General features: G+C 57.4%; 13 protein-coding genes and 1 tRNA gene. 8 read left to right on the forward strand and 6 right to left on the reverse strand.

Annotation, left to right across the window (positions count from 1 at the left end):
• Nucleotides 1–33: 33 nt before the first annotated feature.
• A complete protein-coding gene (locus H8E27_06815; GenBank protein MBC8325322.1) occupies nucleotides 34–1,239 on the forward strand; it encodes a sulfatase-like hydrolase/transferase in 1,206 nt (401 codons plus the stop codon).
• Nucleotides 1,236–2,639 (forward strand): sulfatase-like hydrolase/transferase, encoded by a 1,404-nt coding sequence (locus tag H8E27_06820; GenBank protein MBC8325323.1) that lies wholly within the window; start codon nucleotides 1,236–1,238, stop codon nucleotides 2,637–2,639. Before H8E27_06815 ends, H8E27_06820 begins: the two co-directional genes overlap by 4 nt.
• Before the next feature lie 6 nt (nucleotides 2,640–2,645).
• Here H8E27_06820 and selB read toward each other — a convergent pair whose 3' ends face one another.
• The 6 genes from selB to H8E27_06850 form a co-directional block, all read right to left on the reverse strand.
• Nucleotides 2,646–4,535 carry a selenocysteine-specific translation elongation factor gene (gene selB, locus H8E27_06825; protein ID MBC8325324.1) on the reverse strand — a complete coding sequence of 630 codons (1,890 nt, stop codon included), beginning with the start codon at nucleotides 4,533–4,535 and terminating at the stop codon, nucleotides 2,646–2,648.
• Complete coding sequence (locus H8E27_06830) at nucleotides 4,535–5,476, reverse strand: transglutaminase domain-containing protein (GenBank protein MBC8325325.1); 942 nt, start codon at nucleotides 5,474–5,476, stop codon at nucleotides 4,535–4,537. The genes selB and H8E27_06830 overlap by 1 nt, the downstream gene beginning before the upstream one ends.
• Nucleotides 5,473–6,813 carry an L-seryl-tRNA(Sec) selenium transferase gene (gene selA, locus H8E27_06835; protein ID MBC8325326.1) on the reverse strand — a complete coding sequence of 447 codons (1,341 nt, stop codon included), beginning with the start codon at nucleotides 6,811–6,813 and terminating at the stop codon, nucleotides 5,473–5,475. Before selA ends, H8E27_06830 begins: the two co-directional genes overlap by 4 nt.
• Nucleotides 6,813–7,850 carry a selenide, water dikinase SelD gene (gene selD / locus H8E27_06840; GenBank protein MBC8325327.1) on the reverse strand — a complete coding sequence of 346 codons (1,038 nt, stop codon included), beginning with the start codon at nucleotides 7,848–7,850 and terminating at the stop codon, nucleotides 6,813–6,815. Before selD ends, selA begins: the two co-directional genes overlap by 1 nt.
• Nucleotides 7,851–7,865: 15 nt before the next feature.
• Nucleotides 7,866–7,961: transfer RNA gene (locus H8E27_06845), tRNA-Sec, on the reverse strand.
• Between the two features lie 50 nt (nucleotides 7,962–8,011).
• Complete coding sequence (locus H8E27_06850) at nucleotides 8,012–8,182, reverse strand: SelT/SelW/SelH family protein (GenBank protein ID MBC8325328.1); 171 nt, start codon at nucleotides 8,180–8,182, stop codon at nucleotides 8,012–8,014.
• Nucleotides 8,183–8,237: 55 nt separating this feature from the next.
• Between H8E27_06850 and H8E27_06855 the strand changes: the two genes are divergently transcribed.
• The 6 genes from H8E27_06855 to H8E27_06880 all read left to right on the forward strand — a co-directional run bounded on the left by H8E27_06855 (nucleotide 8,238) and on the right by H8E27_06880 (nucleotide 16,313).
• Nucleotides 8,238–10,025 carry an arylsulfatase gene (locus H8E27_06855; GenBank protein MBC8325329.1) on the forward strand — a complete coding sequence of 596 codons (1,788 nt, stop codon included), beginning with the start codon at nucleotides 8,238–8,240 and terminating at the stop codon, nucleotides 10,023–10,025.
• Between the two features lie 34 nt (nucleotides 10,026–10,059).
• Nucleotides 10,060–10,947: a hypothetical protein gene (locus tag H8E27_06860; protein ID MBC8325330.1), complete on the forward strand. Its 888-nt coding sequence runs from the start codon at nucleotides 10,060–10,062 to the stop codon at nucleotides 10,945–10,947.
• 176 nt (nucleotides 10,948–11,123) lie between these two features.
• Complete coding sequence (locus tag H8E27_06865; protein MBC8325331.1) at nucleotides 11,124–11,879, forward strand: TIM barrel protein; 756 nt, start codon at nucleotides 11,124–11,126, stop codon at nucleotides 11,877–11,879.
• A gap of 46 nt (nucleotides 11,880–11,925) precedes the next feature.
• Nucleotides 11,926–13,326, forward strand: a complete 1,401-nt coding sequence (locus tag H8E27_06870) for a sialate O-acetylesterase (GenBank protein MBC8325332.1) — start codon at nucleotides 11,926–11,928, stop codon at nucleotides 13,324–13,326.
• A gap of 38 nt (nucleotides 13,327–13,364) precedes the next feature.
• Entirely contained in the window at nucleotides 13,365–15,230 is a 1,866-nt protein-coding gene (locus H8E27_06875; protein ID MBC8325333.1) for a sulfatase-like hydrolase/transferase, read from the forward strand.
• Nucleotides 15,231–15,284: 54 nt separating this feature from the next.
• Nucleotides 15,285–16,313, forward strand: coding sequence for a hypothetical protein (locus H8E27_06880; GenBank protein ID MBC8325334.1), 1,029 nt, complete (start codon nucleotides 15,285–15,287; stop codon nucleotides 16,311–16,313).
• Nucleotides 16,314–16,318: the final 5 nt, after the last annotated feature.

Genomic DNA, 16,318 nt, shown 5'->3' on the forward strand with positions numbered 1-16,318 from the left:
GCCGCGAAAGTGCAGCCCAATATCGTATTGATTATGGCTGATGACGTCGGCTGCGAACCGATTGGTGCGTACGGCGGGCAGCGCTGGAAGACGCCACACATTGACGCGTTGGCGAAGGGCGGCATGCGGTTCGATTATTGCTTCAGTATGCCGGTGTGCCATCCCTCACGCATTTGTTTGATGACCGGCAAATATCCGTTTCGGCTCAAATCGGGCTGGGGGACCTTCCCGAAGACGGAAGAGAAAAACTCCATCGCACAGGTGCTCAAGCGCGCGGGTTATTCGACGGCCATTGCCGGCAAATGGCAGCTTTGCCTCATGAAGAATGATTTGAACCAACCGGCGCGAATGGGCTTTGACGCGTGGAGCGTTTTTGGTTGGCACGAAGGCGCGCGGTTTCACGAGCCGATGGTGTATGAGAATGGTCGGTTGCGCACGGACGGAAAGGGGAAATATGGCCCGGAATTGTACGTGGATTTTCTCGGCGAATTTATGGAGAACAGTGCTGTGGCGAAGAAACCATTTTTTGCGTATTACTCCATGGCACTGGCGCACGACGTGACCGATGACATTCCCACGCAAGTGCCGTACGCGCCGGGCAAGGATCGCTGGATGAACTACGGCGAGATGATTGAGAGCATGGACGCGATGGTGGGTAAACTGGTCGCCAAGATTGATCAACTTGGCCTGCGCAACAATACGATCATCCTTTTTACCGGCGACAATGGCACCGCGCGCCGTTCCAAGCTGCGACACATCGCGGGGCGCAAGTACGAATACGAAAATGTATTTTCCATCCGTAACGGCAAACGCGTGCCCGGCGGAAAAGGCACGCTGCTGGATATCGGCACCAACGTTCCGCTCATCGCCCACTGGCGCGGGCACATTCAGGGCGGCAGTGTGGGCCACGAACTGGTGGATTTCAGCGATTGGCTGCCCACACTGGCAGCCATCGCGGGCGGCAGGATAGAAAATAAAATCGATGGCGTAAGTTTTTACAGCACACTGTTCAGCACGCGCCGACATCAAGCGCGCGTCGTTGCATTTTCTGAAAGTAAAGGCGGCCGGGCATGGGTTCGAACGAAACAACATAAACTTTATCGGAACGGAAATTACTACGACGTTCGCGCTGACGCGATGGAAAAGAAGCCGCTGACAAAGGTAACGGGTCACGCGGCAAAAGATCTTCAATTACTGCAGGCCGCCCTTCAAAAATTGAATATTCCAATTCAAAAATGAAATTACGAACATTTTTCTCACTACTCATTGCAGCCTCGATCTGCACCATTCAGGCAGCAAATAAACGTCCTAATATCATCCTCGCCATGGCCGATGATCAAGGCTGGGGCGACATGGGCTACATGGGGCACAAGGTTTTGAAAACGCCGGTGTTCGATGCGATGGCAAAAACAGGGCTGCGCTTTGACCGCTTTTATTCCGCTGCACCGGTTTGTTCGCCCACGCGCGCGAGTGTGCTGACGGGACGGCATCCCAATCGGATGGGCTGTTTTCAATGGGGCCACACGTTGCGGAACAATGAAATCACTGTCGCCGAGGCACTGCAAAAAGCGGGCTACACAACGGGGCATTTTGGCAAATGGCACTTGGGCTCGGTGCGTTCAGAGAGCGATGTGGCACCGGGGAAGAACGGATTTGATGAATGGTTTTCCGCGCCGAATTTTTACGAAAACAATCCGCTCTTTAGTCACAATGGAAAAGTGATTGAAACGAAAGGCGAAAGCTCGGAAGTCACGGTGGAGCTCGCGCTGAAGTGGATGGCGAAGGTGAAGGACAAGCCGTTCCTCGCCGTGGTTTGGTTCGGCAACCCGCATAGTCCGCATCAGGGTGGGGAAGAATTTTTGAAACAATACAAAGACGAGCCCAAGGCGATGGCGAACTTTTATGCGGAGATCGCCGGGATGGATTCCGCGATGGGCAAACTCCGCAACGGCATTCGCAAGCTCGGCGTTTCGGATAACACCGTGCTTTGGTACTGCAGCGATAACGGCGGGCTCAAGCCCAATTCGATGGGCGGATTGAGCGGCAAGAAAGGGGTGCTGCTCGAAGGCGGCATTCGCGTGCCGGCAATCATTGAGTGGCCGGCGGTCATCAAAAAAAATCGCATCACTCAGGTGCCCGCGAATACAGTTGATATTTATCCCACCGTGCTGGAGTTGGCCGGAGTCAAACTGCCTGAACACCAGCCGGTGCTCGATGGCGTTAGTCTTGCGGGATTGTTGCGGGGCAAATCTTTTCGCCGCGCCAAGCCGATGGGTTTTTGGAATTATAAAACGGGCGGGCGCGGGATGCACGCGCGCAAGATGTTGGAGGCACTTCGCAGGGAACAGTCCGCCGGCGAAATTTCACCTGTGCCCAAGGCGGGTTTTGTGGACAAGGAATATCCGCTCGACGAATTCGCGCACGCGGCGGCGTGGATTTCCGGCGACTGGAAATTGCACCGCATCCCCCACAAAAATGGAACCTCCGTGCAATACAAACTCTACAATCTCCGCCGCGATATGGCCGAAAAATTGGACCTCGCCCACGTGCAGCCCGAGCGCCTCATTCGGATGAAAACCGAACTTGCGACGTGGCAAAAGAGCGTGATCAACAGCCTCAATGGCAGCGATTACAAATAGCGCGGATTATTTTTCCGGCCGCAACACGCGCACATCGCCTTGGCGCAGTGTCACGCCGTCGCGATCCATCTTTTCCAGCAACGGAATCAAAATACGTCGCGTCGTTCCCAGCGCCTGGCGCAATTCGCTGGCCGTGGCTTGTGTGTGAGTGCGTAAATGTTTTTTCAGCAGCATCCGAAAGCGATTAAGCTGCCCCGCGCTCATTGCCAATTCGGGGCTGACCTCAATCACTTCGCCCGCTTCGATGAGAAACCGCAACGCCTGCGAGCCTTCGGAAGTGCCGGCCAGAATTTTACGCGCGGGCGGATCCGCCTCCGCAAGTGCCTTGCGAATTTTTTCGCCCGCCGCGCGCAAATGCGGCGGCAATGCCGGTTTATGCGTGAGCGCTACTAAATATTTTGCCTGCCGCTTGAATCCGTTTTGGCAAAGACTGTCCAGCAATTCCGCAAACACATCGCCAATCGGAAACGCCTTTTGCGCCAGTGGCCGCAGTGCTTCCATCGCCAATCCCGGTCGTTCGGGATGGGCGCGGTGTTCCGCGTTCACCGCGGTCGCCATTGCCTCGCGCGCTTTTTTCCAACGCGATGAATCAGCAATCCAATCGCCGGCGGCCAGTGCAGTCTCGGCGGTGGACAGCGCGGTAACGGCGGCGTCAATTTCAGCAGTGGAAAAAGTGGAGGGGCGAAGCAGTGCATTTCGCCGCGCAATGCCATCGCGCGCGAGTTGTGAGGTAATCCAAGCTTCGGCGTCTTCGTGCGCGTCGGCGCGGGTTTGCAAAAAAAGTTTGTGGGCCGCCGAGCGCAAGCCTTGTCGATTGCCCTGTGTATCGAGCACTCGACCGCCGGCGAGCGTGGCGCTTTCGGGCCAGTTGCGGATGACGATGCGATCGCCGGGCCAAACGCACGCGGGGTGTTCGAGGCGCAGTTGGGCGAGTTGCGTCGCGCCGGGTGCGAGGGTTTTGCCTTCCACCAAAACCAATCGCGCGGGCCAATGGCCGCTGCCGTGGTGCACGCGCACGCGGGTGTCGTTGCGTAGCGGGGCGCATTCCTGGCCGAGGCGCGCGGAGCGTTCGAGCAACACGTCGAGCGTGCGCGTGGTGGCGGCGAGCGTGGGGAGGGTGATGGTCGCGCCGCGAGGCAATTCGCCTCGCGCGGCATCGGCGAGATTCAGCGCGGTGCGCGTGCCGGGCTGCGCGGTGTCCTGCGCGCGGTTGTGCGATTGTAATGTGCGGATGCGCGTGTCGCGTCCGGGTGGATGCGCGGTGACGGTGTCGCCCTTGCTCATTGTGCCGCCGGTGAGCGTGCCGGTGACGATGGTGCCAATGCCTTGCAGCGAGAACACGCGGTCGACGGCGAGACGCGGTTGGCCGTCGTCGGTGTGGGGCGGCATTGTTTCGGCGGCGGCGGTGAGAGCGGTTTTTAATTCGTCCAAACCGGTGCCGTTGTGGGCGGACACCGGAATGATTGCGGCACCGGCAAGCGGACTGTTTTGCAATTGCTGGCGGATTTCGTTTTCGCGCGCGGTGGTGTCCTCCACGAGGTCGGCTTTGGTGAGGGCCACCACGCCGCGCGTTGCGCCGAGGTAGCTGAGAATTTGTAAGTGCTCTTCGGTCTGCGGCATCCAGCCGTCGTCCGCCGCAACGACAAGCAGCGCGAGATCAACCGCGCCAACGCCGGCCACCATATTTTTCACAAAATCCTGATGGCCGGGCACGTCCACGATGCCGAGGCTGTGCCCGGACAATTCAAGATGCGCGAAGCCGAGATCGATGGTGATGCCGCGCAGTTTTTCTTCCGGCAAACGGTCGGGATCATTGCCGGTGAGCGCCTTCACGAGCGCACTCTTGCCGTGGTCAATATGACCGGCTGTGGCGAGGATGGCGTGGCGGGAGGGCATCAATCCTTGAGAGTCAAGCGCTTGAATTTGAAATTTGCTTTCACGGGCACTGTCTTTCCATCCACTTCGAGATGCGGCCCAAAAAAGTAATTAAACGAACCGGCCTTGGGTGCGGGCATGACAGTAATGTCTCGGCCGCGGCTAAGTTCGAGGCGGTTGGCGGGATGATGCCCGAAATAATATCCGGCCAGTTTGGGCTGTTTGTCGGCCTCACTGATGTCCACCGGCGTCCATTTGCCGTTGGCGAAAAATTCCGCCCAACAATGATAGCCGCTGATGGCGCCCGCGTTGCGATCAGCTGGAATCGTGAAGCCGATGGCGAAGCGCGCGGGAATGTTTGCCGCGCGGCAAAGCGCGATGAAGTAGGCGTGGTAATCAGTGCAGTTTCCAGTGCGCGCGTTGCAGGCGTAGAGGGCATCGCCGCGTCCCCAGCCTTTGCCGGTTTTATCGTAACGCATATGCGCGAGCACGTGGTCATAAAGCGCCTTGCCGCGCGCGCGATTGCCCGGAGCATTCGCGGTAATGCGCTTGGCGATGGCGGTGAAACGCGGGTCAAGCGGCACGAGTTTTTCGGCCTTGAGATGCAGCGCCGCATTGCCGGCTTCGGCGTGAGCGGCTTTTTCTTTGCGCGTGACTTGGTAGCGAATGGTGATGCGTTTGCCGCTGTCGGCGGGTGTGGGGTGTAGCACGAGAATTTCATTTTCGCCGGTGACATCACGCGTTTTGCGCCACGGCACGGGTGAGGTGATATCGCGTGTTTGAAATTTTTGAAAGGCATCGCCGCCCGCAAGCGGAACCCAAAGCGTACCGTTGGCGGGGAGCTTGGGCAGCGCCATTTCATAAATTAATTCAAAATGGTCCGTGCCGCGCACGATTGTTTTGTCCGCCGCGAAAATAGGCGAAAGGGTCAATAGTGTGATGAGTGTCAGTTTTTTTTTCATAAAAGAGATTTGTGGATGGACTGGAGTAGTTGCTTTTCCTGCTCAGGAAAAATGGTCCGAAAGTCGAGGCGAAAACGTTGGCCGCTGATGACGCCAATCACCGGCGTGGGCGCGCGGCGTAAACGCGTGGCGAAATCTTTAAGGTTCATTTCGTTGGGCACCAAATTGAGCGTGATGCTCGGGAGAGTCGCCTGCGGCAACGCGCCACCGCCCACTTGGGATTCGCCTTCGGCGACGGCGACGGACACGGGGAGTTTCGCCAATGCTTTGGCCAGTTTGGTGGCGCGGCGTTTGAGTGTTTTTGGGTCGGCTTGGAGGCTATGGTTTAAGGGCAGCGTGTGGCCTTCACCGCGCAGATATTTTTCTGCGGCGGATTGCAGCGCGGTGAGGATAAGTTTGTCGCAGCGCAGTGCACGGAAGAAGGGATGTTTTTTCAGGGCGGCGATGTGTTTGGCTTTGCCGGCGATGATTCCCGCTTGCGGGCCGCCGAGGAGTTTATCGCCACTGAAACAAACAAGGGCTGCGCCGCTTTTGATGACCTCGCGTGGAGTGGTTTCGTGATGGCCGTTGGCCCAGTTTTCGGTGTCGGTCAGCACGCCGCTGCCGAGATCTTCAACGAAGAGAGTGCGGTTTTTTTTTGCGAGCGCGGCGAGTTCGCGGCGGTCGGGCGTGGCGACAAAGCCGTCCATAAAAAAATTACTGCGATGGACTTTGAGAATGAGGCCGGTGTTTTTGTGGGTGGCCTTGGCGTAGTCGTTGAGCGTGGTGCGGTTGGTGGTGCCGACTTCGCGCAGTTGAGCGTCAGTGGTTTCGAGGATATCCGGAATGCGAAAGCCGCCGCCGATTTGCACGAGTTCACCGCGCGAAATAATGACTTCTTTTTTGTCTGTCGTGAAGTGGCGCAGAATGAGCACGAGTGCGGCGGCGCAATTATTGGTGACCATCGCGGCCTCCGCGCCGCAGAGTTCGGCAAGGCATTGCTCGACGTACGCGGCGCGTTTGCCGCGTCGGCCGGTGGCGAGGTCGATTTCGAGATTGGTGTAGCCGCTGTTGTCCGGCGGCGCGATGGGCGCGCGGCCGAGGTTGGTGTGGACGACCACGCCGGTGCCGTTGATGACCGGTTGCAATCGCGACAGCGCGAGGTCTTCCAAACGCAGTCGAAGGCCGGAAATAATTTCGGCGGGTTCGGGAATGGATTTTGATTTGCGCAGCAAAGCCAATTCCGCGCGAATGGTGGCCACGACGAGCGGGCGGGGCAGGGCGCAGTCGGCCACCGCGTTGAACAGCGTGTCCACGCCGGGGATGGCGCGCAGGTTTTTGTTTTTCGCCTTGGCCATTAGTTGACGGTGATGAGGGGTTCGGTGGCTTCGGTGAGTTGGCCGAAGGATTTCAATTCCAATTCGGCAGTGGCTTCGTGGAATGCCGCGAGGCCCTCGGGAGCCACGGCGACGAGCAGGCCGCCGCTGGTTTGGGGATCGCAGAGGAGGGCGCGTTGGGCATCGGTGAGCGGGCCGAGGTGGTGGCCGTAGCTGTCGAAATTGCGATCAGTGCCGCCGGGGGCGCAGTCCTCGGCGATATAATGTTCGGTGTTCGGCAGGCGCGGCACTTTGGCGCTGTCGATGATGGCGCTCACGCCGCTGCCTTCGCACAGCTCGGTGAGATGGCCGAGCAGGCCGAAGCCGGTCACATCGGTCATCGCCTTCACGCCGGGCAACGCGCTGAGGGTGCTGCCGATTTGGTTGAGCGCGGTCATTTGGTCGATGGCGCGTTGGACGTCGGCGTTCTCGGCGATGCCGCGTTTTTGGGCGGTGGTGACGAGGCCGACCCCGAGGGGTTTGGTGAGGAACAGCTCGCAATCGACTTCCGCGCCGTCATTGCGTTTCAAATCGGTGATGGCGACTTGGCCGGTGACCGCGAGGCCGAAAATCGGTTCCGGCGCGTCGATGCTGTGACCGCCCGCCAGCGGGATGCCGGCGCGTTCGCACGCGGCGCGGCTGCCTTCGAGTACACGACCGGCCACGGCGGGCGGCAGTTTTTCAATCGGCCAACCGAGCACCGCAATGGCCATCAACGGTGTGCCGCCCATCGCGTAAATATCGCTGATGGCGTTGACGGAAGCGATTTGGCCGAAGTCGAAGGGATCGTCCACGATGGGCATGAAAAAATCCGTGGTGCTGATGACTGCTTGGCCATTGCCGAGATCGAACACGGCGGCGTCGTCCTTGGAGTCGTTGCCGACGAGCAGCTGCGCGCTCGGCGCGGCCTTGCCGGCGACGCTGAGAATTTCGTCGAGCACCTTGGGCGAAATTTTGCAACCGCAACCGGCGCCGTGGCTGTATTGGGTGAGGCGGATGGGATTGGTGGAATCAGTCATGGCAGAAATAAAAATTGGCGGAGAGGGTAGGAATCGAACCTACCTCGGCCCGTTCACGAACCGACAACGGTTTTGAAGACCGCGGGGACCACCAGGCACCCTTCACTCTCCGAGGAATTTTCTGTGCGCGTAGCGCGGTTGGGAAGGCAACGCGCCGCCGTCTACAATCGCTGGATGGATTGCAGCACGGCGTTGGGCTCCGGGAAGGTTCCCGTTTCCCGCTTGGAATACACCAGTTGATCATCGGCTGTGACCTCGAACACTCCGCCGGAACCGGGTATCAGTTCCAATGACGAAATGCGCTGCTTCAGCTTCAAAAGTTGGTCCGCCAAACTGACGGCCTGCGGCTCGTAATTTCAAGCCGCGCAATATTCAATGCGCACCTTCATGGTTCCCGGAAATATACGCCCACTTCGCCGGATTGGCCAGCCCAATGCGCTTGCTTCGATTCCGCTATTTCGGCAAACTAACCGCGTGAATCGCATTCTTCTTTTTATCGTGGGCTTTTGCCTGTTTGCACAAACTGTTTCCGCAGCCAAAGCGCCGCGGCCAAATATCATCATTGCGATGGCCGATGATATGGGCTGGAGCGATATCGGCTGTTACGGCAGCGAAATCAAAACGCCCAACCTCGATGCGCTTGCCAGTGGCGGCGTGCGGTTTACGCAGTTTTATAACACCGGTCGCTGTTGCCCCACGCGGGCCACGTTGCTCACCGGGGTGTACGCGCATCAAGCGGGCATCGGGCATATGATGAACAATCGCAACTTGCCCGGATACAAAGGTGACCTTGGCCAAAATGTGCGGACGATCGCCGAGGTGATGAAGACGGCCGGTTACGCCACTTATATGTCAGGCAAATGGCACGTGACACCGCACACCAGTCCGAATGGGCCAAAGTATAATTGGCCACGCCAGCGGGGGTTCGATCGATTTTACGGAACCATCCACGGCGCGGGTAGTTTCTTTGATCCCAACTCGCTCACGCGCGAGAACACGCAAGTCTCGCCGCTCACGGATGCGGGCTACAAAACGGATGAGTTTTATTATACCGACGCCATCAGCGACCACGCCGCGCGTTACATCCGCGAACATAAAAGTGACAAACCATTTTTTATTTACGTGGCCTACACCGCGCCGCATTGGCCGATGCACGCATTGGAAAAAGACATCGCCAAATACAAAGGCAAGTACGATGCCGGTTGGGATGCGATGCGGCATGCGCGGTATGCGCGGCAATTGAAGATGGGGCTTATCGACCCGAAATGGAAAATGTCCGCACGCGATGGCCGCGCGCCCGCGTGGCAGGATGCGCCCAATCGCGAATGGGAAATTCGCCTGATGGAAACCTACGCCGCAATGGTGGACAACCTCGACCAGGGAATGGGCCGCGTGGTGACCGCTCTGAAGGAAACCGGCCAGTACGAAAATACATTAATTTTATTCCTCGCCGACAACGGCGGTTGCGCCGAAGGAATGGGCCGTGGCAAGGGGATTCAGTTTAAGGACGGGGATCCCAAAGTGATGAAGCCAATGGGCCGCAGTGAATTGCAAACAAGCATGATTCCCAAACGCACCCGCGATGGCCGCGTCGTCAAGCAAGGCACCGGCGTGATGACCGGCGGCCCGGATACGTACCACGGCTACGGCCTCGCGTGGGCGAACGCCAGCAACACGCCCTTCCGCGAATACAAACACTGGGTGCACGAAGGCGGCATCAGCTCGCCGCTCATCGCCCATTGGCCGAAGGGGATTTCCAAAACCCGCCACGGCAAACTTGAAAATCAGGCGGGCCACTTAATTGATTTGATGGCCACCTGCGTCGATCTCGGCGGCGCAAACTATCCGGCCACAGTGGGCGACAAAAAAATTGTCCCCATGCAAGGCACCTCACTCGCGCCCGCTTTCAACGGAAAAAACATTGGCCGCAAAGCGCCGATTTTCTGGGAGCACGAAGGCAACCGCGCCATGCGCGAGGGGCAATGGAAACTTGTGGCCAAAGGCGCGCGCGGGCCGTGGGAGCTTTACGACATCGCGGCCGATCGCACGGAATTGCATAACCTCGCCGCCAAGCAACCCAATCGTTTGCAGGCGATGGCCAGCGCGTGGGAAGCGTGGGCGGTGAAGGCGCTGGCCAAGCCGTGGCCTTATGGAAAAAAGAAGCCGAAGAAATAACGGGGTTTCAAAACCGCAATCGCGTCCAATGAACATGAAAAAAATTCTGATACCTCTCATCGCGCTGGTCGGTTGGTTGGCGGTTCCTCACGCGCAAGCTAGTTGGATGTACATGCCGCTGGAACTGCGCCTTGCCGGTGCCAAATTTGTGGTGGTCGGCAAAATTGACCGGATTGTTGACGGCATTGAGCGGCACGAACGCACTTATGATGTGGGCGCCATTAAGGTCAGTAAAGTGTTGAAAGGGCCGAAGACGCTCAAGGAAGTGAAACTGATGTGGCCCGGACCGGCACCGTTTGCATTGAGCACGGACATCAAATATCGCAAGGGGCAGGAAGGCATTTGGATCTTGTATCCGGACAAGGAAGAGAAAAATGTTTATTGGGCGAGCTACCCCACCGATTTTCAGCAACTCAAGGAATTACCCCAAGTGGAAACCAAAATGAAGGGCCTCGAAATTATTGCGTGGTCCAAGCCCGTCGGCGGATTGCAACTTGGCGCGATCGTGGAACAGAGCAATCTTCGCGGGCAAAAAGTCGCCGTGAAAGGTCGTCCTGTCCAGGCGTTGGCCAACGCCACGGCCTATGTGCTCGTGCGCAATTCCGGAAAGGCCGCCACGCACGTGGTAAATTTTCCGCCGGATCAGGCATTCACATATCGGTTCATCGGGCCGGACGGCAAACAGCGGCCCATCACTCTCGGTCGCGCCGGCGCGGGCAAACTGGCCCAGTATCATTACCTACCCGTGGCGGTTGGCGAATTGAAAGCCATTGGTTACGGCGTTCGCCTGCCGATGATTGTGCAACCCGGCAGATACACACTCGAACTTGGCTACACCAACAAACGCAATGGCGGCAAGCTCATCAAAGGCGCGGTGTGGACTGGTGAGCTCAAAGGCAAAGTGGTTTTTAATGTGAAGTAACTTGCGCTTAGCGGCCAACGCTGCACAATCGGCGTATGCAATTCACGCGACGCGATGCGTTCAAGGCCGGGGCCCTCGGGCTGGCGGCTACAGTCACGACTCCCGCCCATGCCCATGCCGACGGGAAAGTGGATTCCAATTTCAAAATCACCAAGGGTCGCATTCGGCAGTCGGTGATGGGGTGGTGCTTCAAACCGATGCCGGGGCTGGAGTTGGCCAAGCATTGCAAGGCCATTGGCCTGGAGGCGATGGAGGGGGTTTCGGAAAAGGATTATCCGGCCATTCATAAAATGGGTTTGAAAATTTCGCTGGTGAGCGGCGGTCACGGTTTTAAGAAAGGCCCGTGTGTGGCGGCCAATCGCGAGTTTGTGATTGAGAGCCTGAAAAAAGGCGTCGACCTCGCAGCGAGAATTGGCACGAAGAGCGTGATAACATTTACCGGCATGCGCGGCAAAGGGCTGAGCGATGCGGCGGGCTCAAAAAATTGCGTGGACGTTTGGAAGGCCGTGATGCCGTACGCCGAGAAAAAGAAAATCAATCTGGTGCTCGAGCACCTCAACACGCGCGATGACAGTCATCCGATGAAAGGTCATCCCGGTTATTTCGGCGAGGACGTCGATCATTGCGTGGAGCTTATCCGCAAAGTGGATTCGCCCAGCATGAAGCTGCTCTTCGACGTGTACCACGTGCAAATTATGAACGGCGATGTTATCCGACGGATTCGTCAATACAAAGACGTGATCGGCCACTATCACACAGCGGGCAATCCCGGTCGCGCCGAGCTGGACGACACGCAGGAAATTAATTACCCCGCCGTGATGCGTGCCATCGTGGCCACCGGCTATCAGGATTTCGTCGCGCAGGAATTTATCCCAACGTGGAAAGACCCCGTGGCCGCTCTGCGCCACGCGGCGATGGTGTGCGATGTTTAGTCGCTTGCGCCTTGCACAATGGGGATGGATTCCGCATTCTCCCCGCATGCACCGGTGTATTTTTCTATTGGGCCTCGTGGCGTTTGCCGCACGGGCGGATGTGAAGCTCCCCGCGATTTTCAGTGACCACATGGTTTTGCAGCGCGGCGCGGTGGCTCCGATTTGGGGTTGGGCTGATGCGGGCGAAACGGTGACTGTGCAATTTGCCGGCCAAAGCAAAATCGCCACGGCCGACAAACACGGCCAATGGAGGGTACGGCTCGATGCCATCAATGACGCCACCGTGAAGGGCGCGCTCACGGTGAAAGGCAACAACACACTTACGATAAAGGACGTGCTCGTGGGTGAGGTTTGGTTGGCCTCGGGGCAATCGAATATGGCGATGACGGTGGGGCGCTGCCGCGATGCGGCGAAGGAAAAGGCGGCAGCCAAGTTTCCGGCCATTCGGATGTTCACCACGCAACGCAGCGCACACCTTGAGCCGCAAATCGATTGCACCGGCGCGTGGGCGGTGTGCGCGCCGGAAACGGTGTATGGCTTTTCGGGCACGGCGTATTTTTTCGCGCGCGCGTTGCATAAGAAATTGAATGTGCCCGTGGGCATCGTGCACTCGAGCTGGGGCGGCACGGCAGTGGAAGCGTGGACGAGCATCGACGTACAAACGGGCGACAAAAAACTTGCGCCTGTATTCGCTCAGTGGAAGGGCAAACCCAAGGCCGACCGAAATAAGCCGGCTAATTTGTTCAACGGAATGATTGCGCCGATACTTCCCTACGGCATTCGCGGCGCGATTTGGTACCAAGGAGAGCGCAACGCGCGCACGGTGGACACGTCCAAGCTCTACGCGCATCAGTTGCCGATGTTGATTAACAATTGGCGCCGCCGCTGGGGGCAGGGCGATTTTCCGTTTCTGTGGGTGCAACTGCCCAACTTCAAAACTCGCAACGATGATCCCAATGCGGTCAGCGCCTGGGCGCACATGCGCGAAAGCATGGCGCGCACGCTCGCACTACCCAACACTGGCATGGCCACCGCCATCGACATTGGCGAGGCGAAGGACATTCATCCTAAAAACAAACAAGACGCCGGCACGCGTCTCGCCAACTGGGCGCTTGCGGAGTTTTATGGAAAGGCGGATGTCACTGCGACGGGCCCAATGTATGCCTCTCATCAAATCAAAGGCAACACGGTGACCGTTCAATTCAAGCACGCGGTGGGGTTGCAGGCAAAAGAAGCGCGGGTGGTGACTGGCTTTGCGCTGGCGGGCGCGGATAAAAAATTCCATTGGGCCACCGCAACTGTGAACGAGGATGGCGCGGTGGAAGTTTCCTGTGACGCGGTGAAAAAACCGGTGGCTGTACGTTATGGCTGGGGCGACAATCCGGATTGCAATCTTGTGAATCAAGTAAAACTCCCTGCTGCTCCATTTCGCACGGATGACTGGTAAGGTTAAGCGTGCTGAAATGTAGCCTGGCTCAGGTTACAATGGTGCGGCGTACAAAAAGTTTACCGATGAAAAAAAAATTCAAAAAACTCATCGCGGTAATTTTTGTTTTGTTTAGCGCAGCGAATGCCGAGGATCGGCCGAACATTCTTTGGCTTTCGGCGGAAGACATCAGCTCGCATCTGGGTTGTTACGGCGACGCGAATGCCATCACGCCGCATCTTGATCAACTCGCGCGGGAAGGCGTGCGGTACACACATGCGTTTACCACAGCCGGGGTGTGTGCGCCGTGCCGGTCGGGTATCATCACGGGGATGTACCAAACTACGCTCGGCACGCATCATATGCGGTGCAAGGCGGTGTTGCCTGCGCACATCAAACCGTTTCCGATGGTGCTGCGCGAGGCGGGTTATTTCTGCACGAACAATTCCAAGACCGATTATCAGTTTCGTCATCCGAAAGAGACGTGGGATATTTCCGGACGTAAAGGGCATTGGCGAAACCGGAAAAAAGGGCAGCCGTTTTTTGCGGTATTCAACTTCACCGGCTGCCACGAAAGCGGGATTGCGAGTAAGGCAAAATACAAATCAGTCACCGCCGATCTCAAGCCCTCACAACGGCAGGACGCCAAAAAACTCACACTACCACCATATTATCCGGACACGCCTATCGTGCGCGAGGATTGGAAGCGCAATTACGAACTCATCACCGCCATGGACGCGTGGGCGGGTAATCTTATCGCGCAGTTGAAGGAAGATGGCCTTTACGAAAACACCGTCATTTTTTTCTGGAGCGACCACGGCGTGGGCCTGCCGCGCGCGAAGCGGTGGTTGTACGATTCGGGTACACGCGTTCCGCTCATCGTGCGGATGCCGAAGTCGGCGGGCGTGAATGCGGGCGTGAATCATCGGCTGGTGAGTTCGATTGATTTTGGTCCCACGGTTTTGAATTTAGCCGGATTGGAAATTCCCAAGCACATGCAGGGGAGCCGTTTCATTGGCGGTGCGCCGCGCAAGTTTGTATTTGGCGCGCGCGATCGGATGGATGAACGCTACGACATCATCCGCAGCGTACGCGGCCCGCGCTTTCGCTACATTCGAAATTATGAACCGCTCAAGACGTACTATCAATATATGAACACTCCGGAAAAGGGCGCGACCATGCAGGAAATTCGCCGCGCGGCGGCTGCGGGGGAATTGCCCAACGCGGCCAAACTTTTTATGGCCCCCGCCAAACCCACGGAGGAATTGTACGATTTGGAAATTGACCCGCACGAAATCCACAACCTCGCTGGCGAACGCAAGCACGCCGATAAGTTGAACGAACTGCGCACGGCTCATTCGGATTGGGTGAAACGGACCGGCGACCTCGGGCTCTTGCCCGAAGCGGAAATTGAGATTCGCGAAAAGGCCGCCGGCGCGCGCTACAACATTCTCAAAGGCAAAAACAAACTCAACGCCCAACTCGGCAACGCCGCGGCAATGGCCTCCTCCGGCGTGTACGCGCTGCCGTCGATGTTGATCGCGATGCAGCATCCGGATGCCGCCGTGCGTTATTGGGGTGCCACCGGCGTGGGCAACATCGGCCCGCAAGCGGTCACCGCGCGGCTGCCGATGATCGATGGGTTGAAGGACGAATCCCCCAGTGTTCGCATCGCCGCCGCACGGGCCTTGGCCAAACTGGGTGAGTCGAAGTTGGCATTGCCGGTGTTGGAAGCCGAACTGCAAAGCGATCACCAATGGGGAAGGTTGGCCGCAGCAATTGTGCTGGATGAAATGGATGATCAGGCGAGACCATCCATTCCGGCACTTAAAAAGGCGCTGGTCAATCAACCCAATAAGTATATCGTGCGTGTCGCTAACCGTGCCCTCAATGAACTGTTGGGCACGAATCATGTGGTGCCTTAATTATTTGAAATGAAACTGAAATTTTTTCTCCTCATTGGATTATTCACCGCTGGTTTGGCGGTGGCGAATCCTCCTGCGGGCTTTGGTGCACCGGACACTGAAATAATCCTGGGCACGAAGCATGGCCAGATGCGCTTTGATCAGGAAGTGCTTGCGGTGCAACCCGGCGCAAAGGTGAAGCTTACGCTGAAAAATACCTGCGAAATGCTGCACAACTGGGTGCTTGTGAAGGGGGGCGCCACGGTGCGTGATCAAGTGTCGGGTAAGGCACTGCAACTTGGCGCGCAGAGTATGGTTAAACATTTTGTGCCGGATCATCCGGCCATTATCGCCTCGAGCCAGATCGCTATGCCCGGCAAGAGCGTGGAGGTTTATTTTAAGGCCCCGATGGCCGAGGGTGATTATCCATTTGTCTGCACACTGCCAGGCCATGCGTTCACGATGGTGGGAGTGCTGGCGGTGGCAAAGAATCCGAAGCAGGCACTTGCCCGCCTTAATAAAAATAGGCCGCAGGTAAAAGCTCAATTGCCGCTGTTGGTGACAAATAAGCCATTGTTACAAAGGGCGTTTGTGCAGAATTCACCGGCCCGTTCGATTTGTGTGGGGTTGCCCGGTGGGGTGAATTACCTTTTTGATGCTGAGACTTGTGCGGTGGCCTATGGTTGGACCGGCGATTTTCTCGACGTGGGCCCCGATCGCAAAGGGCGTGGCGGACGTCATTGTAAAATTCTTGGCAAACGCTTCGAAGTTGGCTCCCAAGGTGCTTTGAAAATTGGCAAAGCTTCGCCAGTATTTCTTGGATATAGCCGTCTTGGGATTCCGGAGATTCACTACCGCGTGGGGGAGGCAACTGTGAGGCAAACAGTTTCTCTCCATGCCGGCTTGGTCGGTGATATTCTGAAGCGTGGGCTTCAATACACCTTTAAAGTGGCTGACGCAAAAGGCACTGTGACCTTTGATCTCAATCCTTCGGATGTTCTAGTGGAGGCCAGTGCCGGGAAATGGAATGCTGACAAGACCTCCCTTCGCCTCAACTCCAAGGAGGCCAGTGAATTCACCGTAACTCTTTTGCCAAAGAAATAACAATG

Source organism: Limisphaerales bacterium (genome assembly GCA_014382585.1).
In the GTDB taxonomy this organism is placed as follows: domain Bacteria; phylum Verrucomicrobiota; class Verrucomicrobiia; order Limisphaerales; family UBA1100; genus JACNJL01.